Origin of the sequence: Novosphingobium olei (genome assembly GCF_037076535.1) — a bacterium.
Taxonomy (GTDB): Bacteria; Pseudomonadota; Alphaproteobacteria; order Sphingomonadales; family Sphingomonadaceae; genus Novosphingobium; species Novosphingobium olei.
Window position 1 is genome coordinate 2,623,542 of record NZ_AP029021.1, and the last position, 23,355, is coordinate 2,646,896.

Annotated in this window: 28 protein-coding genes and 1 tRNA gene; 8 read left to right on the forward strand and 21 right to left on the reverse strand. The window is 66.6% G+C overall.

Translation table 11 applies throughout. The annotated features are described in order from the left end of the window. Positions 1 to 72: 72 nt before the first annotated feature. Genes AACH40_RS12325 through ffh form a run of 4 tightly spaced genes read right to left on the reverse strand, consistent with a single transcriptional unit; the run spans position 73 to position 2,837 of the window. Positions 73 to 363 carry a hypothetical protein gene (locus AACH40_RS12325; protein WP_338642670.1) on the reverse strand — a complete coding sequence of 97 codons (291 nt, stop codon included), beginning with the start codon at positions 361 to 363 and terminating at the stop codon, positions 73 to 75. Positions 364 to 367: 4 nt separating this feature from the next. Then, positions 368 to 874, reverse strand: a complete 507-nt coding sequence (rimM, locus tag AACH40_RS12330; RefSeq protein WP_422394855.1) for a ribosome maturation factor RimM — start codon at positions 872 to 874, stop codon at positions 368 to 370. A gap of 2 nt (positions 875 to 876) precedes the next feature. Continuing rightward, positions 877 to 1,302, reverse strand: a complete 426-nt coding sequence (gene rpsP / locus AACH40_RS12335; RefSeq protein ID WP_169492001.1) for a 30S ribosomal protein S16 — start codon at positions 1,300 to 1,302, stop codon at positions 877 to 879. Positions 1,303 to 1,334: 32 nt separating this feature from the next. Beyond that, positions 1,335 to 2,837, reverse strand: coding sequence for a signal recognition particle protein (gene ffh, locus AACH40_RS12340; RefSeq protein ID WP_338642671.1), 1,503 nt, complete (start codon positions 2,835 to 2,837; stop codon positions 1,335 to 1,337). A 277-nt stretch (positions 2,838 to 3,114) separates the two neighbouring features. On the opposite strand from ffh, the gene AACH40_RS12345 reads away from it, so the two are divergent. From AACH40_RS12345 to AACH40_RS12375, 7 genes are all read left to right on the forward strand, one after another. Further along, positions 3,115 to 4,782, forward strand: a complete 1,668-nt coding sequence (locus AACH40_RS12345; RefSeq protein WP_338642672.1) for a putative bifunctional diguanylate cyclase/phosphodiesterase — start codon at positions 3,115 to 3,117, stop codon at positions 4,780 to 4,782. Positions 4,783 to 4,864: 82 nt separating this feature from the next. Then, a complete protein-coding gene (gene dapF, locus AACH40_RS12350) occupies positions 4,865 to 5,674 on the forward strand; it encodes a diaminopimelate epimerase (RefSeq protein ID WP_338642673.1) in 810 nt (269 codons plus the stop codon). 10 nt (positions 5,675 to 5,684) lie between these two features. Then, on the forward strand, positions 5,685 to 6,899 hold the full coding sequence (locus AACH40_RS12355) for a MiaB/RimO family radical SAM methylthiotransferase (RefSeq protein ID WP_338642674.1): 1,215 nt from the start codon (positions 5,685 to 5,687) through the stop codon (positions 6,897 to 6,899). Then, the gene (gene ftsY, locus AACH40_RS12360) at positions 6,896 to 7,822 is read left to right on the forward strand and encodes a signal recognition particle-docking protein FtsY (RefSeq protein WP_169491996.1); all 927 of its coding nucleotides are present in this window, start codon (positions 6,896 to 6,898) and stop codon (positions 7,820 to 7,822) included. The genes AACH40_RS12355 and ftsY overlap by 4 nt, the downstream gene beginning before the upstream one ends. 138 nt (positions 7,823 to 7,960) lie before the next feature. Beyond that, positions 7,961 to 8,617 (forward strand): inner membrane-spanning protein YciB, encoded by a 657-nt coding sequence (locus AACH40_RS12365; protein WP_338642675.1) that lies wholly within the window; start codon positions 7,961 to 7,963, stop codon positions 8,615 to 8,617. Between the two features lie 119 nt (positions 8,618 to 8,736). Continuing rightward, complete coding sequence (locus tag AACH40_RS12370; RefSeq protein ID WP_169491994.1) at positions 8,737 to 9,309, forward strand: urate hydroxylase PuuD; 573 nt, start codon at positions 8,737 to 8,739, stop codon at positions 9,307 to 9,309. 163 nt (positions 9,310 to 9,472) lie between these two features. Next, positions 9,473 to 9,805 carry a hypothetical protein gene (locus AACH40_RS12375; RefSeq protein WP_169491993.1) on the forward strand — a complete coding sequence of 111 codons (333 nt, stop codon included), beginning with the start codon at positions 9,473 to 9,475 and terminating at the stop codon, positions 9,803 to 9,805. 13 nt (positions 9,806 to 9,818) lie between these two features. On the opposite strand, the gene AACH40_RS12380 is transcribed toward AACH40_RS12375, so the two are convergent. The 17 genes from AACH40_RS12380 to wrbA form a co-directional block, all read right to left on the reverse strand. Then, the gene (locus AACH40_RS12380; RefSeq protein WP_169491349.1) at positions 9,819 to 10,172 is read right to left on the reverse strand and encodes a response regulator; all 354 of its coding nucleotides are present in this window, start codon (positions 10,170 to 10,172) and stop codon (positions 9,819 to 9,821) included. Beyond that, positions 10,169 to 11,122: a sensor histidine kinase gene (locus AACH40_RS12385; RefSeq protein WP_338642676.1), complete on the reverse strand. Its 954-nt coding sequence runs from the start codon at positions 11,120 to 11,122 to the stop codon at positions 10,169 to 10,171. Before AACH40_RS12385 ends, AACH40_RS12380 begins: the two co-directional genes overlap by 4 nt. A 91-nt stretch (positions 11,123 to 11,213) precedes the next feature. Beyond that, positions 11,214 to 13,181: a potassium transporter Kup gene (locus tag AACH40_RS12390; protein ID WP_422394856.1), complete on the reverse strand. Its 1,968-nt coding sequence runs from the start codon at positions 13,179 to 13,181 to the stop codon at positions 11,214 to 11,216. Between the two features lie 187 nt (positions 13,182 to 13,368). Beyond that, on the reverse strand, positions 13,369 to 14,049 hold the full coding sequence (locus AACH40_RS12395) for a tetratricopeptide repeat protein (RefSeq protein WP_338642677.1): 681 nt from the start codon (positions 14,047 to 14,049) through the stop codon (positions 13,369 to 13,371). After that, the gene (locus AACH40_RS12400) at positions 14,046 to 14,477 is read right to left on the reverse strand and encodes a cytochrome c-type biogenesis protein (protein WP_169491990.1); all 432 of its coding nucleotides are present in this window, start codon (positions 14,475 to 14,477) and stop codon (positions 14,046 to 14,048) included. Before AACH40_RS12400 ends, AACH40_RS12395 begins: the two co-directional genes overlap by 4 nt. Next, a complete protein-coding gene (locus AACH40_RS12405) occupies positions 14,477 to 15,031 on the reverse strand; it encodes a DsbE family thiol:disulfide interchange protein (protein WP_169491989.1) in 555 nt (184 codons plus the stop codon). Before AACH40_RS12405 ends, AACH40_RS12400 begins: the two co-directional genes overlap by 1 nt. Next, entirely contained in the window at positions 15,028 to 17,007 is a 1,980-nt protein-coding gene (locus tag AACH40_RS12410; RefSeq protein WP_338642678.1) for a heme lyase CcmF/NrfE family subunit, read from the reverse strand. The genes AACH40_RS12405 and AACH40_RS12410 overlap by 4 nt, the downstream gene beginning before the upstream one ends. Beyond that, complete coding sequence (gene ccmE / locus AACH40_RS12415) at positions 17,004 to 17,456, reverse strand: cytochrome c maturation protein CcmE (RefSeq protein ID WP_338642679.1); 453 nt, start codon at positions 17,454 to 17,456, stop codon at positions 17,004 to 17,006. Before ccmE ends, AACH40_RS12410 begins: the two co-directional genes overlap by 4 nt. Then, entirely contained in the window at positions 17,453 to 17,593 is a 141-nt protein-coding gene (locus AACH40_RS12420; RefSeq protein WP_169491986.1) for a hypothetical protein, read from the reverse strand. Before AACH40_RS12420 ends, ccmE begins: the two co-directional genes overlap by 4 nt. Before the next feature lie 27 nt (positions 17,594 to 17,620). Beyond that, positions 17,621 to 18,349: a heme ABC transporter permease CcmC gene (gene ccmC / locus AACH40_RS12425; RefSeq protein WP_169491985.1), complete on the reverse strand. Its 729-nt coding sequence runs from the start codon at positions 18,347 to 18,349 to the stop codon at positions 17,621 to 17,623. A 191-nt stretch (positions 18,350 to 18,540) separates the two neighbouring features. Next, positions 18,541 to 18,617, reverse strand: a tRNA-His gene (locus AACH40_RS12430). Positions 18,618 to 18,734: 117 nt separating this feature from the next. Beyond that, positions 18,735 to 19,739 carry a type II secretion system minor pseudopilin GspK gene (gene gspK, locus AACH40_RS12435; protein WP_338642680.1) on the reverse strand — a complete coding sequence of 335 codons (1,005 nt, stop codon included), beginning with the start codon at positions 19,737 to 19,739 and terminating at the stop codon, positions 18,735 to 18,737. Further along, positions 19,736 to 20,329: a type II secretion system minor pseudopilin GspJ gene (gspJ, locus tag AACH40_RS12440; protein WP_338642681.1), complete on the reverse strand. Its 594-nt coding sequence runs from the start codon at positions 20,327 to 20,329 to the stop codon at positions 19,736 to 19,738. The genes gspK and gspJ overlap by 4 nt, the downstream gene beginning before the upstream one ends. Beyond that, positions 20,326 to 20,706, reverse strand: a complete 381-nt coding sequence (gspI, locus tag AACH40_RS12445; RefSeq protein ID WP_338642682.1) for a type II secretion system minor pseudopilin GspI — start codon at positions 20,704 to 20,706, stop codon at positions 20,326 to 20,328. Before gspI ends, gspJ begins: the two co-directional genes overlap by 4 nt. Beyond that, complete coding sequence (locus AACH40_RS12450) at positions 20,693 to 21,172, reverse strand: GspH/FimT family pseudopilin (protein ID WP_338642683.1); 480 nt, start codon at positions 21,170 to 21,172, stop codon at positions 20,693 to 20,695. Before AACH40_RS12450 ends, gspI begins: the two co-directional genes overlap by 14 nt. Positions 21,173 to 21,264: 92 nt before the next feature. Further along, positions 21,265 to 21,489 carry a 50S ribosomal protein L31 gene (gene rpmE / locus AACH40_RS12455; RefSeq protein ID WP_169491980.1) on the reverse strand — a complete coding sequence of 75 codons (225 nt, stop codon included), beginning with the start codon at positions 21,487 to 21,489 and terminating at the stop codon, positions 21,265 to 21,267. A 123-nt stretch (positions 21,490 to 21,612) separates the two neighbouring features. Beyond that, positions 21,613 to 22,212, reverse strand: coding sequence for an NAD(P)H:quinone oxidoreductase (gene wrbA / locus AACH40_RS12460; protein WP_338642684.1), 600 nt, complete (start codon positions 22,210 to 22,212; stop codon positions 21,613 to 21,615). A 304-nt stretch (positions 22,213 to 22,516) separates the two neighbouring features. Here wrbA and purC point away from each other — a divergent pair, with 304 nt between their 5' ends. Next, positions 22,517 to 23,302 carry a phosphoribosylaminoimidazolesuccinocarboxamide synthase gene (purC, locus tag AACH40_RS12465; protein WP_169491978.1) on the forward strand — a complete coding sequence of 262 codons (786 nt, stop codon included), beginning with the start codon at positions 22,517 to 22,519 and terminating at the stop codon, positions 23,300 to 23,302. Positions 23,303 to 23,355 lie beyond the last annotated feature (53 nt).

The window sequence follows — 23,355 nt, forward strand, 5'->3', positions numbered from 1 at the left end:
GCCCCCTCCCCACACCATCGCAGGAGAGTGCAGCGCGCTAGCGGGGATGCCAACGCCTTTTCGAATCTAAGATCAGGCCTTGGGCCGCGTCGCACGCCAGGCGGCGGGCACGCCGACAACGAGCGCGACGATCAGGCCAAGCGCGAACACCGCGCCGAGCGGCACCAGCGTCGTCAGGCGATAGGCGCGCCAGACGGAAATGAGGCCGGGGGTAACCGGGGCAAGGCCGGCGGGCACGGCGGCGAGCGCGATGCGCTGCCAGCGCGGCCTGTAGGGGAAGCGGGCGGCGATGCCCCACGAAAATATGGTCGCCAGAACGGCGGGCAGACCGATCAGCACCAGTGCGGCGATGACGAAAGCCATGCCTTCAATCTTCCGCGAAGGCGGCTTCGATCAGCAGCCGCTCGTCGTTCCAGTCGGGCACGGCTTCAGGGCGCATCGGCACCATGAAGCGCCGGGGCTTCTTGCCGTCTTCGGTCGGCGGACGCTCGATTTCGAGCACGTCGCCCGCGCCGTAGTTGTCGACCGCGATGCAGGTGCCGAGCGGTTCGCCGGCGGTGGAAACCGCAGGCAGGCCGATCAGGTCGGCGTGGTAGTATTCGCCATCGGCCAGCGGCGGCAGCGCCGTGCGCGGAACGGTCAGCGCCGTGCCGCGCAAGCGTTCGGCCGCCGTGCGATCGGCGACTTCGGCGAAGCGGGCGATGGCCCCGCCCTTGCCATCGTCGCGCATCGCGCTGACCGTCAGCGTGGAATCGTTGAAGGCGCGGTAGCGCTTGAGCGCCGCCACGCCTTCACCGAACAGCTTCAAGCGGACCTCGCCCGTCACGCCGTGCGCACCGGTGATGGCGGCGAGCGTGACGGACCGATCGCGCAAGATCAGGCCTCGGCCTGCTCTTCGGCAGCGGCTTCAGCCGGAGCTTCTTCGGCCGGAGCAGCAGCAGCAGCGGCGGCAGCTTCTTCGGCTTCACGCAGCTTCTCGGCCTTTTCCTCGGCGCGCTCCTTGGCCTTCTTGCCGGGCTCGGCCTTCTGCGGGTTGTTGGTGGCGGCGCGTTCCTTGATCCCGGCCTTGTCGAGCATGCGGGCGACGCGGTCGGTCGGCTGCGCGCCGACGCCCAGCCAGTAGCGGACGCGGTCTTCGACGATGCGAACGCGGTTTTCGTCATCCTTGGCGAGCAGCGGGTTGTAGGTGCCGACCTGCTCGAGATACTTGCCATCGCGCGGGGCGCGGCTGTTCGAGACGACGATCTTGTAGTAAGGGCGCTTCTTCGAACCGCCGCGCGAAAGACGCATGGAAACAGACATTTACTTCACCTTTCCGAGTAACTGGATCAAATTCACTTCTTCTTGAGCAGGTCGCCCAGATTGCCCGGCATGCCGCCGCCCAATCCCGGAAGACCGCCAATTCCATTGCCGCCGCCGAGGCCTCCCAGACCGCCGCCAAGGCCGCCCATTCCGCTGCCCATCTGCTGGTCGAGGCCGGGCATGGCAGCGCCCAGGCCGCCCTTGCCGAACAGCGCGCCGAGGCCCTTCAGGCCGCCCATCTTCTTGATCTGCTTCATGGCCTTGGCCATTTCCATGTGCATCTTGATCAGCTTGTTGACGTCCTGCACCTGCGTGCCGGAGCCCTTGGCGATGCGGATCTTGCGCTTGGCGTTGAGCAGTTCGGGCTTTTCGCGCTCCTTGGGCGTCATCGAGCCGATGATCGCGTCCATGTGGAGCAGGACCTTGTCGTCCATGCCCGACTGGGCCATCGCCTGCTTGGCCTTCTTCATGCCTGGCAGCATGCCTGCCAGCATGCCGAGGCCGCCCATGTTCTGCATCTGGCGCAGCTGGGTGCGCAGGTCGTTCATGTCGAACTGACCCTTGGCCATGCGCGCGGCAAGCTTTTCGGCGTCTTCCTGCTGGATCGTCGCGGCCGCCTTTTCGACGATCGAGACGATATCGCCCATACCGAGGATGCGGCCGGCGACGCGTTCGGGATGGAAGGCCTCGATCGCGTCGAGCTTTTCGCCGGTGGCGGCGAACTTGATCGGCTTGCCGGTGACCGCGCGCATCGACAGCGCGGCGCCGCCACGGGCATCGCCGTCCATGCGGGTCAGCACCACGCCGGTAAGATCGACTTCGCCGGCGAAGTTCTGCGCGACGTTGACCGCGTCCTGGCCGGTCAGCGAATCGACGACGAGCAGCGTTTCCTTCGGACGCGACACGGCGGCGACCGCCTTCATCTCGTCCATCAGCGCCTGATCGACGTGGAGACGGCCGGCGGTGTCGAGCAGCAGGACGTCGACCGCCTGCAGCTTGGCCGCGTTGATCGCGCGGGTGGCGATTTCCACCGGCTGCTGGCCGACGATGATCGGCAGCGTGGCGACGCCCGCCTGTTCGCCGAGAACCTTCAGCTGTTCCTGCGCCGCCGGACGATTGACGTCGAGCGAGGCCATCAGGACCTTCTTGCCCTGCTTTTCCTTGAGCAGCTTGCCGATCTTGGCAGTGCTGGTGGTCTTGCCCGAGCCCTGCAGGCCGACCATCATGATCACGACCGGCGGCGCGGCGTTGAGATCGAGGTCGGCAGTGCCGCCGCCGAGCATTTCGACCAGCGCATCGTTGACGATCTTGACGACCTGCTGGCCCGGCGTGACCGAGCGGAGCACCTGCTGGCCGACGGCCTGTTCGGTAACCTGATCGACGAAACGGCGGACGACGGGCAGCGCTACGTCGGCCTCGAGCAGCGCGATGCGCACTTCGCGCATGGCGGCGCGAACGTCTTCTTCCTGCAGCGCGCCGCGACCACGCAGGCGATCGAATACGCCGCTGAGCCGGTCTGACAGACTATCGAACACGCGCCACACTCCTATCGGCCGCCAAACGCCAAAAACGCCGGTGTGCGAAACCTCGCAGACCAGCGTGTGGCATCATCGGCCATCGTCGAATCTGTCGCAGACACACCACGGGTGCAGCTGCGGACCCGCGCCCCCTATCCAACTGGCCCCGCCAACGCAAGCTTTTCCGCGCGCCACCCAGCCCCGTCAGGCCCACAGGAAAGGAGATTAACCGAAAATTGAGGACGTCATGCGTAGAGCTTCGGGGGGACTTGCGACGGGAACAAGGCAGTCGGGCATGGCGGGGAACGATGCAAACATGGCGGATGGGCAAGCACGCCCCGCGCCGCTCAAGCGTGCCGAACGCGATGTGGTGGCGCTGGGCATCCTCGTCGCGGCGATCCTGCTGTTTGTCGGCACCGGTTCGAGTGTACTTGCCCCGATCGTGCGCAATATCGCCTATGGCGACGGGCACGCCGATGCCGCGCTGGGCAATGCGCTGATCCTCAACATCGCGCTGATCATCTTCGGCTGGCGCCGCTATGCCGAGCTGACGCGCGAAGTGCACGAACGCCGCAATGCCGAGGAAACCGCCCGGCAGCTGGCCGAGACAGACGCGCTGACCGGTTGCCTCAACCGCCGCAGCGTCGACCCTGCGATCGAGGCGTTGATTGCCCGGGCCGCGCGCAGCGGCGACGACATCGTGCTGGCGGTGATCGACCTGGACCGGTTCAAGCGATCGAACGATCTCCACGGCCATCAGGCCGGCGATGCCGTGCTGGTCGAAACCGCCAAGCGCCTGCGCGCGCTGCTGCCCGATGCTTCGGTGCTGGCGCGGCTGGGCGGCGATGAATTCGTCTGTGCCGCCGCCTTCCCGCCCGGCCATGTAGCCGCGATCGAGGGCCTTGCCGCGCGGCTCAACCAGGCGATCGCGCTGCCGATCGCATGGAATGGCGCGACACTGGAAATCACCGGCTCGATCGGAATCGCCCGCAGCGACGTTCTGCCCGATGCAAGACCGAACGAGCTGTCACACCGACTGCAGCACCGCGCGGACCTTGCCATGTATCAGGCCAAGAAAGCCGGGCGCGACCGCTATTGTTGGTTCGATCCTTCGATGGAACGCGAGATCCAGTTCCGCTCCGAGCTGGAACGCGGCATCCGCGACGGCATCGAAGCGGGCGAATTCGTGCCATTCTACGAAAAGCAGGTCGATCTCGAGAGCGGCGAGTTGACCGGGTTCGAGATGCTGGCCCGCTGGAAAAGCCCGCGCTTCGGCCTGGTCAGCCCGGAAGTGTTCATTCCCATCGCCGAGGAAATGGGCGTGATCGCGCCGCTGTCCGAAGGGCTGATCCGGCAGGCGCTGGTCGATGCCCGCGACTGGGATCCGCGGCTGACGCTGTCGGTGAACATTTCGCCGATCCAGCTGCGCGATCCCTGGTTTGCGCAGAAGATCCTGAAGCTGCTGGTCGAGGCGAACTTTCCGCCCAGCCGGCTAGACATCGAGATCACCGAAACCTGCCTGCACGAAAACGTGGGCGTGGTGCGCTCGCTGATCACCAGCTTGCGCAACCAAGGCATCACGATCAGCCTGGACGATTTCGGCACCGGTTATTCAAGCCTGTCCCAGCTGCGCACCCTGCCGTTCGACAGGATCAAGATCGACCGCAGTTTTGTTTCGACGCTGGGCCGCAGCAAGGACAGCTCGACGATCGTCGAGGCAATCTCCTCTCTCGGACGCGGCATGGACCTTCCGATCACCGCAGAGGGAATCGAGAGCGACGTCGTGCTGGAAGAACTGCGCAAGTACGGCCGGTTCAAGGGCCAGGGCTTCCTTTATGGCGAACCCGTGTGCGCCGAGGACGTCAGCGCCGCGCTGGCAGCGCAGGGGCTGATGGCGCCGAAGCCCGAGGCCCAACCCCGCGACAGCGAAAGCACGCCGCCTTCGCGTTTCGCGCAGGGCTGAGCCGCCCCCGCCCGATCTTTCGCCCGGTCCTTTCCGGTCTGGCGCATTGCACCGCGCGGCAGACGCGCCTAGATCGCGCGCCATGCGCACGCCCTTTCGCAAGATGCACGGCCTTGGCAACGATTTCATCGTGATCGACGCGCGTGCGCGCGCCGTCGTCATGTCCAACGCCCGTGCCGCCGCGCTGGCCGACCGTCGCACCGGGATCGGCTGCGACCAGCTGATCGTGCTCGAACCGAGCGAGATCGCCGATGTGCGCATGCGCATCTTCAACGCCGACGGCGGCGAAGTGGAAGCCTGCGGCAATGCCAGCCGCGCGGTCGGCCTGCTGCTGGGCGGCGAGCAGCGGATCGAGACGCTTGGCGGGACGATCGCATCAAGCGCGGGGGCAGACGGCGTCAGCGTCGACATGGGCATGCCCCGGTTCGATTGGGACGCCATCCCGCTTGCCTACGCGATGGACACGCTGACCATGCCGGTCGGCTGGGAAGACCTGAGCGACCCGACCGCCGTCAACGTCGGCAATCCACACGTGATCTTCTTCGTGCCCGACTGCGATGCGGTCGACCTTGCCCGGCTGGGGCCGGTGATCGAGACCGACCCGCTGTTTCCGGCGCGCGTCAACGTCAACGTAGCGAGTGTGGTCGGCTCCGACCACCTGCGCCTGCGCGTATGGGAGCGCGGGGTCGGCCTGACGCGAGCGTGCGGCACCGGCGCCTGCGCCACCGCGATCGGCGCGATGCGGCGCAAGCTGGTCGGCCGCACCACCCGGGTAGACCTGCCTGGCGGCACGCTGACCATCGCCTGGCGCGAGGATGGCTCGATCCTGATGACCGGGCCTGCGGCGACGAGCTTCGAAGGCACCTTCGAGGATTCGGACTTCCCGGCATGATCGGCCCGGCGTGACGGTAGAGGTCGTGACTCTCGGCTGCCGCCTGAACCTTGCCGAGAGCGAGGCGATCCGTGCCGTGCTGGCCGATGGCCCGCCGACGGTGGTGGTCAATTCATGCGCGGTGACCGCCGAAGCCGTGCGCCAGTCGCGCCGCACGGTGCGCCGCCTGCGCCGCGAACATCCCGACGCCCGCCTGCTGGTGACCGGCTGCGCCGCGACGATCGAGCCGGACGCCTTCGCCGCGATGAGCGAAGTCGATGGCGTGGTGCCGAACGATGCCAAGAGCGATCCCGCCGCGTGGCGGGGCGAGCCGGCGGCCCTTCCCGCCGCGCTTGATCCGGCCACGCCCGATTCCGCCCCACTGCGTGCAAGCGCGCATCACACCCGCGCCTTCGTGCCGGTGCAGAACGGTTGCGACCATGCCTGCACCTTCTGCATCATTCCGCAGGGCCGCGGGGCGAGCCGCTCCCTGCCGGTTGCCGACGTCGTGCGGCAGGTGGAGCGCCACCTTGCGCTGGGCGTCAACGAAGTGGTGCTGACCGGCGTGGACGTGACCAGCTGGGGTGCCGATCTGCCCGGCGAGCCCAGGCTCGGCGATCTGGTGGCCGAGCTTCTGGCCGCCTGCCCCACCCTTCCCCGGCTGCGGCTGTCCTCGCTCGACGGCATCGAGATCGACGACCTGCTGTTCGAGCTGATCACCGGCGAGGCGCGCGTGATGCCGCACGTCCACCTTTCGCTGCAATCGGGCAGCGACATGATCCTCAAGCGGATGAAGCGGCGCCATAGCCGCGCGCAGGCGATCGCGCTGGTCGAACGGCTGCAGTCCGCCCGGCCCGGAATCGCGATAGGGGCAGACCTGATCGCGGGCTTCCCCACCGAGGACGCCGGCATGCATGCCGACAACGTCTCGATCGTGGCCGCCTGCAATATCGTGCACGGCCACGTCTTCCCCTATTCGCCCCGTCCAGGCACGCCCGCCGCGCGGATGCCGCAGGTCGCCCCGCCTCTGGTGCGCGAACGCGCGGCGGAAGTACGTGCCGCCGTGGCCGCGAACCGGGAACGCTGGCTGGCTTCGCGCGTCGGCGTTGCGGCGCAAGTGCTTGCCGAACGCGACGGCACCGGCCATGCCCCGGACTTCGCCCCCTATCGTCTGCCCGAAGGCACCCTGCCGGGCAGTCTCGTCACGTTGAAGCCTACAAGGATCGTCGAAGGAATGCTGGCATGAGTAGCGAAAGCTGGTCCGACCGTCTGCTCGGGGGCTTCCGCAAGACCTCGGAACGCCTGGTCGGCAACCTTGCCGGCTTTTCCGGCACGACCCGCCTGTCGGACGAGCAGCTCGACGATATCGAGGATGCGCTGATCCTGTCCGACCTTGGCCCGCGCGCCGCGTCGCGCATCCGCGAACGGCTCGCCGCCGCGCGGTTCGAGGCCGGGATCGACGATCGCGCCATTCGCGAGGCGGTGGCCGAGGAAATCGCCGCGATCCTGCGCCCGGTGGCCAAGCCACTCGACATCGTCGCCTTCCCGCGACCGCAGGTGATCCTGGTCATCGGCGTCAACGGGTCGGGCAAGACCACGACCATCGCCAAGCTTGCGCACCTGTTCCAGGAACAGGACTATGGCGTGATGCTGGCCGCGGGCGATACATTCCGCGCGGCGGCGATCGGCCAGCTCAAGGTGTGGGCGGACCGGCTGGGCGTGCCGATCACCACCGGGCCCGAAGGCGGCGATCCCGCCTCGATCGTGTTCGACGCGGTGAAGTCGGCGACCGAGACCGGGATCGACGCGCTCATCGTGGATACCGCCGGGCGCCTGCACAACAAGCGCGAGCTGATGGACGAACTCGCCAAGATCCGTCGCGTGCTCGGCCGGCTGAACCCCGAAGCGCCGCACGACGTGGTGCTGGTGCTCGATGCCACCAACGGCCAGAACGCGCTGCAGCAGATCGAGATCTTCAAGGAAGTGGCGGGCGTTTCGGGCCTGATCATGACCAAGCTCGACGGCACGGCGCGGGGCGGCGTGCTGGTCGCTGCGGCAGAGCAGTATGGCCTCCCCATCCATGCCATCGGCGTGGGCGAGAAGATCGACGACTTGCGCCCGTTCGATCCCGATCTCGTCGCCAAGGTCATCGCGGGGGTGTTCCAGTGAGCTTGCCCCCAAACCTCCGCCACCCCGCCCCGCTCGCCCTGAGCTTGTCGAAGGGCTGCCTTTTCCCTTCAGCGACGATGCGGTCACAAGAAGGACGGTCCTTCGACAAGCTCAGGACGGACGGTTTTGAGATGAGCCATGGCTGAAGCACCCAGTCCAAAGCCCAAGTCTTCTTGGATCAACCTCGCGGTCGATTACGGGCCGCTGCTGGTGTTCTTCCTTGCCTATCGCATGTTCAGTCCCAAGGGCGATGCGTATGGCGGCGCGGACCTCGGCTCTGCGGTGGCGGTGACCAAGTCTACGCTGGCGTTCATGGGCGCGACGGTGGTGGCGCTGATCGTGTCGAAGTGGCGGCTGGGCAAGATCTCGCCGATGCTGTGGCTGTCGACGGCGCTGATCATGGGCTTCGGCACGCTGACAGTGCTGCTGGGCGATCCGTTCTGGATCCAGGTCAAACCGACTGCGATCTACCTGCTGTTCGCCGCCGTGTTGTTCGGTGGTCTGTGGCGCGGCAAGGCCGTGCTGCGCACGCTGCTGCAAAGTGCGTTCGACGGGCTTTCCGACGAAGGCTGGATGAAGCTGTCGCGCAACTGGGCGTTCTTCTTCCTGTTCCTCGCCGCGCTGAACGAAGTGCTGCGGCATACGCTCAGCTTCGATGGCTGGCTGCAGGCGAAGCTGTGGGGGGTGACCGGTCTTTCGTTCCTGTTCACCTTCGCGCAGATCCCCATGCTGATGCGCCATGGGCTTGGCGAAGAGCAGGCGGACACGGTCGAGCAGAACCCACCGCATGATTGAAACGGCTTGTCGCACGGCCAAAAAGGTGTGACATTTTCCCCACGGCGGCTAGTTTCGCCGCGAGCAGTGGCGCTGCCAGTCGCCCATCTGCTTCAAGATACTGGAATTAGGGGGAAATAATGGCCAAGCTCTTCGGAAATCTGCACCTTATTCTCGGCATCGGCCTTGTCGCGGCCATCGCCGTGATGCTCGGCTTTGCCGACAGCGCGCCGGTCGACGGGAATTCGATCTTCCGCTGGCTGCACGTCTTCTTCGGGATCGTCTGGATCGGCCTGCTCTACTACCTGAACTTCGTCCAGGTGCCGACGATGCCCAAGATCCCGGCCGAGCAGAAGGGCGCGATCACCGGCCACATCGCGCCGAAGGTGTTCTTCTTCTTCCGCTATGGCGCGCTGCTGACGCTGATCACCGGGCTCGGCATCTCGATCATCGACGGCTATGGCCACGCCGCGCTGACCTTCAGCGGGGAAGGCAACGTGAAGCTGATCGGCGTCGGCATGTGGCTCGCCATCATCATGGCGTTCAACGTGTGGTTCATCATCTGGCCGGCGCAGAAGAAGATCCTCGGCATCGTCGAAGCGACCGCCGAAGAGAAGGCCGCCGCCGCCCCGCGCGCCCTGATCGCCAGCCGCACCAACCTGCTGCTGTCGCTGCCGATGCTGTACTGCATGGTCAGCGCCAACCTCGGCTGATCGCAGCCACCGAGCGCTTCGAGCGGCGCGTCGTCCCGGGCGGACGGCGCGCCGTTCGCGTTTTGGCGGAACCGTTTGGCGCGAGCGGGCGTTGGCGGGCCATGTCCGGCGTCACAGCGACGTCGGACGGGACCCATGTTCAGGGATTGGAGCAAGACCCCTTATGCGCAAGCTTTCCATCGCAGCCATGTCGCTCGCCGCCGCCGGTGCCCTTTCGCTCGCCGCCTGCTCTGAAAAGACGCAGGACAATGCCGCCGCCACCGCCAGCTCGGCCGCCAACGACGTCGGCAACGCAGCGGACAAGGTGGGTGATGTTGCCAAGGACAGCGCAGACGCCGTGGGTGCCGCGGCCAGCGACGCCGTCGACAAGGCCGATGCGGCCGCCGACAAGGCCGCTGTCGCCGCCGACAAGATGGGCAATCACGTGAAGGAAGGCGCGGCCGAAGCCGAAGCCACCATGCAGAACGAGCCCGTGTCGAAGTCCAAGAAGGACTGAGACCCCTAGGGTTTCAAGCGGCCGTGAGCCGGGCGAGTTCCTCGACGAGCGCGCCCGGCCGGTACGGCTTGGACAGGACTGTCACTTCGGCGAATTCGTCCTGCACCATTCCGTAACCGGTGGCGATCACATAGGGGACGCCCTTGTCCCGCAGGGCACGCGCCACGGGCGCGCCAGGCTCCCCGCCCAGGTTCCAGTCGAGCACCGCGGCATCCAGCCGCTCCCCCCCGGCGAGTTCGAGTCCCTCTGCCAGCGTTCCGGCGGGTCCGATCACCTGTGCGCCTTCGTCCTCTAGGATGTCGGCAATCATCGCCGCGACGATGAATTCGTCCTCGACGACGAGAATGCGTTTTCCGGTCAGGTTCACTTCGATCCTCCCAGGGGAAAGGCAAACCGGCAGACGAGCCCGTGTGGCGCGTAGTCGACGCTTGATTCCCCACTCAACTGGCGCTGTACCGCGCCTTCTATCATCCGCGAGCCGAAGCCCTTGCGCGACGGTGGCGCGACGGATGGGCCACCCAGTTCGCGCCATACCATGGCAAGACGGCCAGCGGCGGCATCGAGCCCCCAATCGACTTCGACCCACCCGCCATCGACCGACAGCGCACCGTACTTCATCGCATTGGTCGACAGTTCGTGCAGCACCATGATCAGCGGGACCGTCGGCTCTGCGGGAATGATGACCTGTGGCCCGGCTGCGCGGATCGTCCCGCGGCGGCATATCGCGGTACCCTGGCGCACGATCTCGTCAAAGGTGTTCCCGCCCCAGTTGGCGCGGCTGAGCATGGTGTGCGCGCCAGCGAGAGCGGAGAGCCGTTCGTTGAAAGTCTCGATCGGCCCGGTTGGCAGTCGCACGTCGCGAAAGGTCTGCTGCGCCATGGCCTGGACCACCATCAAGGTGTTCTTCACGCGGTGGTTGAGTTCGCCGATCAGCAAATCGTTGCGTTCTTCGAGCACCCGACGCTCGGTGATGTCGATCCCGGTCGATTGGGCGACGAGCAGGCGGCCCGCATCGTCGAATTCCAGCGCATGGTTGCGCCACAGCGTCCAGCGAGGGCCGGAACTGGTCTCGAACCGGTTCTCTATGGTTGTCTCGACATTGTCGGGCGCAAGCTGACCAAGCTGCTCCTGCACTGCGTCGCGATCCTCGTCCGAGACGAAATCCCAGAGCGAGCGACCGGCAAGCGCCTTCGGCTGTTCGCCAAGGCTATGCGCATAGGCGCGGTTCACGAACAGGATCGTTCCGTCCGCCTTGTACCGGCACACCATCTCGAGCTGCGCGTCGAGGATTTCCAGCAGCATTGCGGAATCCGACATGATTGCGAAGCTTTGTCCCCTGCGAAGAGGGTATAACTATCAGCTGTGCCCCCAAATCCAATGGGGTAGTGCATCGGAAATCGAATGGCTCTCAGATCTTGAGCTGGCTACCCAGTTCGACGACGCGGTTCGTCGGCAGGCGGAAGAATTCCATCGCGCTGGCCGCGTTGCGCAGCATCCAGGCAAACAGCTTTTCGCGCCACAGTGCCATGCCCGGCTTGTCCGACGGAATCAGCGTCTGGCGCGACAGGAAGAAGCTGGTCTTCATCATGTCGAACGCTTCGCCGCACATCGTCACGGTGCGAAGCGCCGCCGGCACGTCCGTTTCCTCCAGGAAGCCGAAGCGCAGGGTCAGGCGATAGAAGCCGTTGCCGAAATCCTTGACCGTCGAACGCTCAGCCGGCTCGACATAGGGCACGTCCTCGATGTGGACGGTCAGGATCACCACGCGCTGGTGCAGCACCTTGTTGTGCTTGATGTTGTGCAGCAGCGCCGACGGCACGCCTGCCACGGTCGAGGCCATGAACACGGCCGTGCCGGGCACGCGCGTGGCGCTCGAATGCGCGGACTTGGTGAAGACTTCGAGCGGGATCGAGCCTTCCGCCATGCCCTGGCGCATCAGCGCACGCCCGCGCGACCATGTGGTCAGCAGGGTGAAGATCGCGATGCCCATCAGCAGCGGCACCCAGCCCCCGTCGGGGATCTTGGTCAGGTTGGCACCAAGGTAACCGCCGTCGATCAGGAAGAACATCGTCAGCAGGCCGATGGCCAGCGGCTTCTTCCAATGCCACAGCTTGAACAGCACCACCGCGAGCAGGAAATTGTCGATCAGCATCGCGCCGGTGACGGCGATGCCATAGGCCGCGGTAAGGTTCGACGAACGCTGGAAGACCAGCACCAGCAGGATCACCGCGATCATCAGCGCGAAGTTGATCACCGGGATGTAGATCTGCCCGGCTGCGGTGGAGGTGTGCTTGATCGTCATGCGCGGGATGAAACCGAGCTGGATCGCCTGCTGCGTGACCGAGAACGCGCCCGAGATAACGGCCTGCGAGGCGATCACCGCAGCAAGGCTGGCGATGATCAGCAGCGGCCACTGGAACCAGTCGGGCGCGAGGAAATAGAACGGGCTTTCGAGCGCGGCCGGATTGCGCATCAGCAGCGAGGCCTGGCCCAGGTAATTGAGCACCAGCGCAGGCAGCACGAAGGCCAGCCACGACATGCGGATCGGGCTGCGACCGAAATGGCCCATGTCGGCATAAAGCGCCTCTGCCCCGGTCACCGCCAGCACGGCGGCGCCCATCGCCAGGAATCCGCGGAACGGATCGGCGAGGAACATTTCCACCGCGTGGTGCGGCGAAAGTGCGGAAATCACCTGCGGCATCTGCGCGATGCTGACGAGGCCGAGCACTGCGATCGTGGCGAAGTAGAACAGCATGATCGGACCGAAGAAGGTCGCAACCTTTTCGGTGCCGCGCGACTGGATCAGGAACAGGCCGATCAGGATCGTCACCACCATCGGCACGATCAACGGATGCATTTCGGGCTGGTAGACGGCCACGCCTTCGATCGCGCCCATCACCGAGACGGCCGGCGTGATCATCGAATCGCCATAGAAAAGCGCGGTTGCGAACACCCCCAGCAGGATGATGCCCTTGCCCCAGCGATTGCCGGTGGTGTGCTGGTTGATCAGCGCAAGCAGGGCAAGACTGCCGCCTTCGCCCTTGTTGTCGGCGCGCATGATCACCGAGACGTACTTCAGCGTCACGATGATCATCATCGACCAGAACATCAGGCTGATGATGCCATAGACGTGGAGCTGATCGAGCGGGAGCGGATGGTGCCCGGCGAAGGTATCGCGCAGCGCGTAGAGCGGGCTGGTACCGATATCGCCGAACACGACGCCGATCGCGCCGACCGCCATCTTGAGCAGGCTGCCCTGATGATGACCGGCTTGGTGACCCGCCTGCCCATCAGCATGCGCATGGCCGTGACCGCCCGCCCCTTCTCCGGATAGCGGCGCGTCCGCGTTTTCGGACCCAACAACGGCGTCGTTCATGCCAAGCGATCCCCGGCCATTGCCCAGTCCATTACGGCCCAGTCCTGATTGACCATGTCCGCCCGAACCCACAACGGGCCCGGACCGGCGCGGCGCTTAGCACTGCCCCCAAGCCCCCGCAATGGGAGTGAAGACGAGCCGTCGCGAAGGTGCAACGCCCTTGATTCATCGGGGTTCCGTGCGGGTTTCAGCGAGCGGACGTGCTGGCTTCGGGCGCCGGGGCCGCAGGCGGCGGCATTGCCTGCCCGCTCGCCGCCAGCATCTGGTCGAGTCGCGCAAGGCGGCTTTCGAGATCGGCACGATAAGGCGCATCGGCGGGCGAGCGGCGCAGCAGCTCGGCCCAGATGGCGCGCGCATCGGCCAGCTTGCCCGACTGCGCGAGGGCGAGGCCCATGAAGAACGGCGGCCCGGGGTGATCGGGTGCGATCTGCGCCGCCTTCTGGAAGGCGAACTGCGCGGCCGGCGTGATCAGCCCGTCGCTATGGCCGACAAGCGCATTGCCATAGGCAACCCACAGGTCGGCATCCTCGGGGTTCTTCTCCACCGCGGTCTTGAGCACGTCGGCGGCGGCACGGAACTGGCCTTGGCGCGAAAGCGCATCGGCCAGCGTCAGCCACGTCGCGCCCTTGCCGAAGGCATCGCCCATCTCCTGCCGCTGCTTGAGCAGTGCGGAATCGGCGGTCTTATCGGTTTCGACCGCTTGCTTGGGCGCGCCGGCATAGCCCGGGTGCCCCTGAAGCGCGTAACCGGCAACGCCGAACAACAGCGCAGCACCGGCGATCTCCCATCCCGCACGCGGGATCCTGAGCACGAAGGCGAGGATCGCGAAGACCGCAGCGGCGATGAGCAGGATCAGCATCCAGGTCATGGCTTGTCGCCTTCGTTGTCGGCCTTGCGGCGGAAGCGTCCACGCAGGAGCAGCGCGGCGAGCGCGAGGATCACCAGCGGCGCGGCGAACAGCGGCCAGGTGATCGGCTTCACCTGCGGCGTGTAGCTGACATAGTCGCCATAGCGTTCGATCAGCCACTGGCGGATTTCTTCAGGATCCTCGCCCGCAGCGATGCGGGTGCGGACCTGGTGGCGCATGTCGCCCGCCATCGGCGCATCGCTGTCGGCAATCGACTGGCTCTGGCACTTGAGGCAGCGCAGCGTTTCCATCAGCGCCTGCGCCTTGGCCTCCTTCGCCGGATCGTCGAGCTGGCGATAGGCGTAGGGCGCGGGCGGCATCGAATCCTGCGCAGGCGCGAGCGTGGGCGCGAGAAACAACGCGCACAGCACAATGAGCAGGCGCCGCATCACTTGCCCGCCTCTTCGAGCTTGGACAGGATCATCGGCACGTCTTCGGGCCGGATGTCGCCGATGTGCTGGTAGCGGATCACGCCCTTGCCATCGACGACGAAAGTCTCGGGCACGCCCGACGAGCCGATCGCGAGCTGGACCTGGCTCAGGTCATCCTTGCCGATGCGGGCGAAGGGGTTGCCGTTCTGGGCAAGGAATCGGGCGACGTCTTCCTTGCGGTCACGGATGGCGACGCCGTCGATCTCCACGCCCTGCCCGGCGAGCTGGGCGAGCTGCGGCGATTCGACCGCGCAAGGCACGCACCAGCTGGCAAAGACGTTGAGCAGGCGGGGCTTGCCCGCCTTGAACACCGACGTAGCCAGGCCGGGCCGCTCGTCGATCGCGGGCGGCAGGTCGAACTGCGGCAGCGGCTTGCCGATGAAGGCGCTGGCCACTTCGCGGTCGGCCGGGCGGACGAGGCCCCAGATCACCAGAGCGAAGAAGCCGGCGAACAAGATCAGCGGCAGCCACAGTGCAAGGCCGGGCTTCTTGGCGGGAGTCCGGTCGTTCACTTGCCCACTCCCAGCTGCGCCTTGCGGCTACGGCGGTAGGCGATCTTGCCGGTCGCGACCAGGCGGCGGACATCGGCGGCAACGCGGCCCAGCAGCGCGAGCAGGCCGCCGAACGCGATCAGCGCGCCGCCATACCAGATCATCGGCACGAACGGCTTCCACCAGAAACGCATCTGCCAGCGGCCATCCTCGCCCTCTTCGCCGAGCACGGCATAAAGCTGTCCGTTCCAGCGTGTTTTCAACGCGCTTTCGGTGCGGTTGCCCGGCGGGTTGGAGAAAGTGCGCGCCTGCGGGTGCAGGATCGCCGGCGCGGCACCGGAATAGCTTGCCGAAACGGTCGCTTCGAGCGCGGTCCAGTTCGGCCCGGCAACGGGGCCGATGCCTTCGAGCTTCACGGTGTAGGGCCCGACCTGCTGCGTATCGCCCGGGCGCATCGCGGCGAGCCGCTCGGTCGAGAACGCGCTTTCGCTTGCCATGCCGAACAGCGCCACGGCAATGCCGAAGTGGCCGAAAACCATGCCCCATGTGGCCAGCGGCGTGCGGCGCAGGTTGCGGCCGCGCAAGGGCAGGAAGCTCGCCGGAGCAAGCCCAGCGGCGATGGCAAGGCCCAATGCCGGCAGCAGCTTGATCTGCGGGGCCATGAGCTCGACGCCGAGCAGCACCGCCGCCGACAGCAGCGCACAAACGCCCACCGGCAGCGTGACGCGCCCGGCGCCCTTGCCGTCAAGGCTGTCCTGCCGCCAGCGCAGCAGCGGCCCCACGCCCATCACCAGCATCATCGGGATCGCGAACACGGCCGACACGGGGTTGAAGTAGGGCGGCCCCACCGACACCTTCACCCCCATCGCTTCGGTCAGCAGCGGATAGAGCGTACCGACCAGCACGATGCCGAGGATGCCGCACAGCATCACGTTGTTGAACACGAGGCTCGCCTCGCGGCTGACGAAGCTGAACCGTGCGCCTTCGGTCACGGTCGAGGCGCGCAGACCGAACAGCGTCAGCGCCCCGCCGATGTAGATGGCGAGCAGAGCGAGAATGAACGAGCCGCGCTCCGGGTCCACCGCGAAGGCGTGAACCGATGTGAGGATGCCCGAGCGCACGAGGAACGTGCCGACCATCGACATCGAGAACGCGATCACGCCCAGCATGACGGTCCACGCTTTCAGCGCATTGCGGCTGGCGAGCACCGAGCAGGAATGCAACAGCGCCGTCGCGGCGAGCCAGGGCATCAGCGAGGCGTTCTCGACCGGGTCCCAGAACCACCAACCGCCCCAGCCGAGCGTGTAGTAGGCCCAGTACGATCCAGCGGTGATGCCCAGCGTCAGGAAGATCCACGCCCCCAGCACCCAGGGGCGCATGGCGCGGGCAAAGGCCGGGCCGACATCACGCGTGACCTGCGCACCCACGGCGAAGCTGAACGCGATCGAAAGGCCGACGTAGCCGACGTAGAGAGTGGGCGGATGGAACGCGAGGCCTATGTCCTGCAGCAGCGGGTTCAAACCGGCGCCTTCGGGCGCGGGCTCGGGCAGACGCTGGAACGGGTTCGACGACAGCAGCAGGAAGGCGTAGAAGCCCAGACTGACGAAAGCCTGCCCGGCCAGCGTCGCAATCAGGGTGTTTTCCGGCAGTCTCTTTTCGATCAGCGCGACGAAGCCACCGGCGACCGCCATGATCGTGACCCACAGCAGCATCGAGCCTTCGTGGTTGCCCCAGGTCCCCGCCAGCTTGAAGATGAAGGGCTTCATCGAATGGCTGTTTTCCGCGACCAGCTTGACCGAGAGGTCCGTGGTCAGGAACAGCGTGATCAGCGCGGCGAGCGCGGCCGCGACAAGCACGCCCTGCATGACCGCAACGGGGCGGACAAGCCCAGCGATCTGCCGTCCTTCGGGCCGCAGCGCGAGAACACCCGCGACAAGCTGCAGCACCGCCAGCGCGGCGGCCATCCACAGGACGGCGAGGCCCAATTCAGCGATCATTTGGTTTCTGCCACCACCTGCTTGGCCTGCTGCGCGGTCATGTCCTTCATTTCGCGCGGCACATACTTTTCATCGTGCTTGGCGAGCAGGTTGTCGGCCACGAACGTCTGGCCTTCCATGCGCCCTTCGGCAACCACGCCCGAGCCTTCGACGAACAGGTCCGGCGTGATGCCGGTAAAACGCACCGGCACGCGCGCCTTGCCGTCGCCGACGACGAAGTTGACCGTCACGCCATCGGCGGCGTGGCTGATCGAACCCTTTTCGACCATGCCGCCCAGCCGGACCGCCCGGCCCGCTTCGGGCGGATGGGCGACGAGATCGCTGGGCACATAGAAATAGGCAGCCTGGTTCTTGAGCGCCCAGGCGGCGAGCAGTCCCGCGCCGATCAATGCGATCGCCGCAATGACGAGCAGCACAAGCCGCTGATGCTTGGCCTTGATCGCGCTCATCTACCCTTCACCTTGTCCCGGCGCTTTTCCGCACGCAGCATGGCGGCAAGGCTCCAGCCGACGAGCAGCAGCGTGCCGACAACGCCGATCGCCAGCGCGGCGTAGACATATTGCCACTGGTTGAGCCCTTCATGCATCGGTGCTTCCCCGCTTGCGCCCCGCCTTCATGCCATCGCCTTGCGGCGCAAGCGCGCCTCGGCCTGAATGTCGGCAAGCAAGGTGCGCATGCGCATCAGCACCACGCCGCCGAACACGAGCGAGAAGCCCACGGCGCCGATCAGCAGCGGCCACAGGAACGTGCCGTCGATGGCAGACTTGCCCATCGTGATCGAAGGCGGCTGGTGCAGGCTGTTCCACCACACCACCGAGCGGTTGATGATCGGAATGTTGATTGCGCCAACCAAGCCGAAAATCGCGGTCACGCGGCTGGCGCCGCCGCCCGCGGCAGCATCGCGCTGCGCAGCGCCGGCGAGCGCGATGTAGCCGAAATAGAGGAACAGCAGCACCAGGAAGCTGGTCAGCCGGCCGTCCCACACCCACCAGGTGCCCCACGTCGGACGCGCCCAGATCGATCCGGTGGCAAGGCAGATCGCGGTGAACACCGCCCCCGGCACGGCGGCCGCCCGCGCGGCAATGCCGGACAGCGGATGGCGCCAGACGAGTTCGACGATGCTGGAGATGGCGATGGTCGACCATCCGGCCATGCCAAGCCAGGCGGAGGGTACGTGGATGAACAGGATGCGCACGGTATCGCCCATCAGCCGATCGGGCGGCACGACGAAGAAGCCCCAGGCAAGCGCACCCAGCGCAAGGATCAGACCCGGCACCAGCAGTAGCGGCGTCAGCCAGCGCGCAAGGCGAAGGAAGCGGGCAGGATTGGCAAAACCGTGCATGGACCGGCGATACTGGCCTTGGGGGACTGGTCGAATCCGACGAAGCCGATGCGACCCCCGACGCCGGCTCGGGTCCGCCATTGCCACCAACCCCGCCCCGCGGCAAGGGTCTTGGAAGGGCAAGACCGCGCAAGAACATGCTGCCGGAGCGTGTCAGCTCCGCCGCGCAAAACCTTGATCAAGGGGAAGAATGGGGCGATCGAAGGGGTTCGAACCCTCGACCTCCGGTACCACAAACCGGCGCTCTAACCAACTGAGCTACGATCGCCACAAGCCACGTGGAGCGTTATCAGCAACGCTCCGTGCGGGCGAGCCCCTTTGCAGAACGCAGGTGAAATGAAAAGCGAAAACTTGCAGGCCGCCAACGATTGGCAGACCGCGCCGGTCAACGCCCGGTTTCGTCGCCCCAGCTGCGGAAGGCGATCCGTGCCGGGGTGACGCCGGTATCGACCAGCGCCTGCTCTTCCAGCGTGGTTGACGCCACGCGCACGGTCTGGGTCAGCAGGAACCAGCGGCTGCGCATGGTCAGCTGTCCAACCGGCACAGCGCCCACGCCAGTGCCGCCCACGCCGAGCATGCGTATCGCATCCGCGCTCGATTCCCAGCCAAGCCTTGGCCTTGCGCCGATAACCGCCCGCGCGCGGTCCGGCCTGATCGCCTGGGGCGCAAGCATCACCAGCAAGGGCGCCTGATCGAGCCGCAGCGTATTGAGCTGGATGGGCGAGAGATCGGGCGCCGGCAAGGCGCAGAGCCAGGGCCGCAGGCGCTGGTACAGCTGGCCGGTCATGCCGCGCACCGCGCGCAGCTCGGTGATATCGACGATCAGTCGGTTAGCGGTGCGGTAAGGCACCGGCATGGCGCGATAGGTTTCGTCCTCCGCCCCGTTGGTCAGCGGCACCGAATCACTGTCGATCCAGTCGGCCATGGCGTCGGACAGCCGCGCGCCCTCGTTGGCCTCTATGCCCACCTGCGCCATCAGCGCACGCAGTTGCGTCAGCGCGGCGACACGCAGTGTGAGCCGGCCATCGATGCCCTGTTCGACCAGCGAATTGACGTTGAAGCAGTTGCCGGCATCGTCGATCCGCACCGTCACCGTCGCCCCGGCGATCGGCACAGGCAGATCGCGCGACAGCAGTCCGGCCGGGTCGACCGTTCGGTCTCCGTTTGCCGAAACAAGCGCCTGCAATCGCGCCAGCGCCGCGCTTTCGGCGCTCATCGCGATCAGGCGCGCCCGCGTCATGCCCTGTGCATTGCCGGCCAGCCGCGTCGCGAGGTTGAGCCGGTCCAGCATCACGGCCGCCAGCACCGCCATCACCGCAACCAGCAGCAGCACCGAAAGCAGCGCCGCCCCGCGTTCGTTGTCGCGCTCCGCCGGCAGGGGGGCCGTCACTGGTAATTCACCCCGACGAGCGAGACCACGCGGAGCGGTTCGCCGCCCGGCTGCGGCAGCAGCAGTTCGACCGCCACCGGCAGTTCGGCCACGCGCAGCGGCTCCCAGGAATCGCGCCACACGCCATCGGCCGTGCGAAAGCGCAGGGTTGGCGGAGCAGCCAGGGGCAGCATGGCGCTTTCGGGATCGGGCGCGGCGCCATCGGGGAACGGATAGCCGCTGCGCACCAGCGCCTTGCCGTTCCAGCGCCATTCGACTTTCTGCAGGCTGGGCCGCGCGGCGCCATCGACATTGCTCCAGCCGCTGCGGACAAATCGCAGCAGCACCGCACCGCCCACCTCGAAGGCGGGATGATCGTTGCCCGCCTCGTCTCGCGCCGGACGTGGCGCGGCCTGGGCGAGATCGGCGTTCCAGACCGACAGGAAGCGGCGCTCTGCGGCCATCGCCTCGGTCTTGCGCCGTGCGCCGAGTTCGGCTTCGACGCTGAAGCGCAACAGCATCAGCGCGCCCCCCGCGATCAACGCGAAGACAGCAAGCGCGACCAGCATCTCGATCAGGGTGAAGCCCGCGTCGGATTTGCGCGCCGTCATGCCGCCGGCACCCTTGCAAACTGCAGCGTCGTCGCCTGGCTCTGCCGGCCCGAAGTCACTTCGCGGACCGACAGTGAGATCGCGAGCACGCCGAGCGCGGGATCGCGCGCCACGTTCCGTTGCCACTGGAACTGGCGCCCGGCATTGCGGATCGTGCCGCTGGCCGCGCCTTCGCCTGGCGGCAACGGGTCGGTCAGGATTTCGTTGGCCATATTCTGCGCCACCACTTCGCGCAGCAGCCGCTGGTCGAGATCGGCGGTCTGGCGCAGGCTCGCGCCTTCGAGCCGGACCAGCGCCAGCGCGGCCACGGCGAACACCGCGAGCGCGACGAGCAGCTCGAGCAGGGTGAAACCGCGCTCGGCCTCAGGACGCGGCATCGGCCCTCACCGCGCCGTCGCGCGCGATGGTGACGCTGCGCGTCGCCTTCCCCCGGGCAATGCGCAGGCGAAGCTCGCTGCTGGCAAGGCCGACGGGGTCGAACACGATGCGCGCGCGGCCTCCGCTCTGCCCGCCGGCCACCGCAACGGCGACGGTCGTGCCGTCGCTCCAGTTCGAAAGCGACAGCCCCTGCCCCTCGGCCGGGGACCAGGCGCCCGCACGTCGCACTTCAAAGTAATAGCCTGCCTCGCTCACCACCACGGCAACCGGCGCACCGCCGGCAATGGCTTCGTCCCGCGCGGCCGATACGCGCGCGGCGAAGCGTTCGCTCTCGCGCCGCAGCCGGTCGGCATCGCCCGGCAGCATCAGCACCACCACGCTGGCGAGCAGGGCCATCACGAACAGCACGACCATCATCTCGACAAGTGAGAAGCCGTTCGGTCTCGTGGAGCGGATATCAGCCATGCCAAGGGTGCTTACGCGTCCGCCGCGCAAACGAAAAGGGCGGCCCCGCAAGGCCGCCCTTCTGCTTTGTCTCGAAGCCTTGAAAGCGCCGATCAGCGCTTGAGGCTGAGGCCACCGAAGCGCTTGTTGAACTGGGCAACGCGGCCGCCCTGGTCCAGCTGACGCGTGCCGCCGGTCCACGCCGGGTGCGAGGTGGGATCGATTTCGAGCGCCAGCGTGTCGCCTTCCTTGCCCCAGGTGGAGCGGGTTTCGAACACGGTGCCGTCGGTCATCTGCACCTTGATGGTGTGGTAGTCGGGGTGAATGTTGGCCTTCATGATGCGCGCTCCGGTCGAGGACCGGTTCCGACCGGCCCCAATAATGGAAAGGCGCGCCCCTAACGGCAAAGGGGCGGTTTGTCGAGTCCCGCCCCTCCCCGTTTTGTCGGCGCTTTGCGATATTTAGCCGAACAGCTTCGCGGCTGTCTTCGCCACACGCTCGCCAAGGTAGCGGGCGCCGGCCAGCTCCACATCGCTCGGCTGGCGGCTGCCGTCGCCGTTGGCGATGGTGGTCGCGCCGTAGGGCGCGCTGCCATGGACGGCCGAATTGTCGAGCTGGCCCTGGAAGCCGTAGTCGAGCCCGACGATGGTCATGCCGAAGTGCAGCAGGTTGGTCAGGATCGAGAAAAGCGTCGTCTCCTGCCCGCCGTGCTGGCTGGCGGTGCTGGTGAACGCCGCGCCGACCTTGCCGTTCAGCGCGCCGCGCGCCCACAGGCCGCCCGCCTGGTCAATGAACGCAGCCATCTGGCTGCTGATGCGGCCAAAGCGCGTACCGGTGCCGACGATGATCGCGTCGTAGTTCTCGAGCTCGGCCACCGTGGCGACCGGCGCTGCCTGGTCGAGCTTGAAGTGCGCCGCCTGCGCGACTTCCAGCGGCGCGGTTTCGGGCACGCGCTTCACGTCGACTTCGGCGCCGCCGGCGCGCGCGCCTTCGGCAATGGCGTTGGCCATCGTCTCGATGTGGCCATAGCTCGAATAGTACAGGACGAGGACCTTGGTCATGGCGGTGATTCCTTACGTTGGCGCCGGTGGGGAGAGGGGTCCGGCGGAAAACCGATGCCGATATGACCCGTTCCCGCATTTCCGATAAGCCGGATAAACTGGCACGTTTCGTTCGATCTTGTCGAACGTTCGCCCACGCCGCGCCCGCAATTGCGCTTTTGCCGCTTTTCCCCTAAGGGCCTCGCTTCCACGCCCCGGCTCGCCCCGATGCGGTCGCCTGTCGCGACGGCTCGCCTTGCCGGGGCTTTTGATTTCCCGCGCGCGGTCTACGATGCGCGCAGGTCCTTGAGGGAAAGAATCGCCCATGTCGCGTCGCCGCCAGATCTACGAAGGCAAGGCCAAGATCCTTTACGAAGGTCCCGAGCCCGGCACCCTGATCCAGTACTTCAAGGACGATGCGACCGCCTTCAACGCGCAGAAGCGCGGCACCATCAACGGCAAGGGCGTGATCAACAACCGCATCAGCGAGTACGTGTTCACGCGCCTCGCCCACATCGGCATCCCCACGCACTTCATCCGCCGCCTCAACATGCGCGAACAGCTCGTCCGCCAGGTCGAGATCATTCCGCTCGAAGTCGTCGTGCGCAACGTCGCCGCGGGCTCGATCTCCAAGCGCCTCGGCATCGAGGAAGGCGAACCGCTGCCGCACACCCTGATCGAATACTACTACAAGGACGATGCGCTGGGCGATCCGATGGTCGCCGAAGAGCACATCGCCTGCTTTGGCTGGGCCAACAACGAAGAGATGCAGGACATGTCTTCGATGGCGATCCGCGTGAACGACTTCCTGTCGGGCATGTTCGCCGCGATCGGCATCCGCCTCGTCGACTTCAAGCTGGAATTCGGCCGCATCTGGGACGGCGACTACGCCCGCGTGATCCTGGCGGACGAGATCAGCCCCGATGGCTGCCGCCTGTGGGACATGGTCACCGGCGAAAAGCTCGACAAGGACCGCTTCCGCCGCGACCTCGGCGGTGAAGAAGAGGCCTACCAGGAAGTCGCCCGCCGCCTCGGCCTGCTCGAGAACGACGGCGGTCCTTCCGAAGTGCTCGACCTTGGCGCGCACCGCAAGCTGCGCACCAAGAAGTAAGCGAACCGCATCGCAGTTGATCCGAAGGGGGCCCGCAAGGCCCCCTTCCTGTT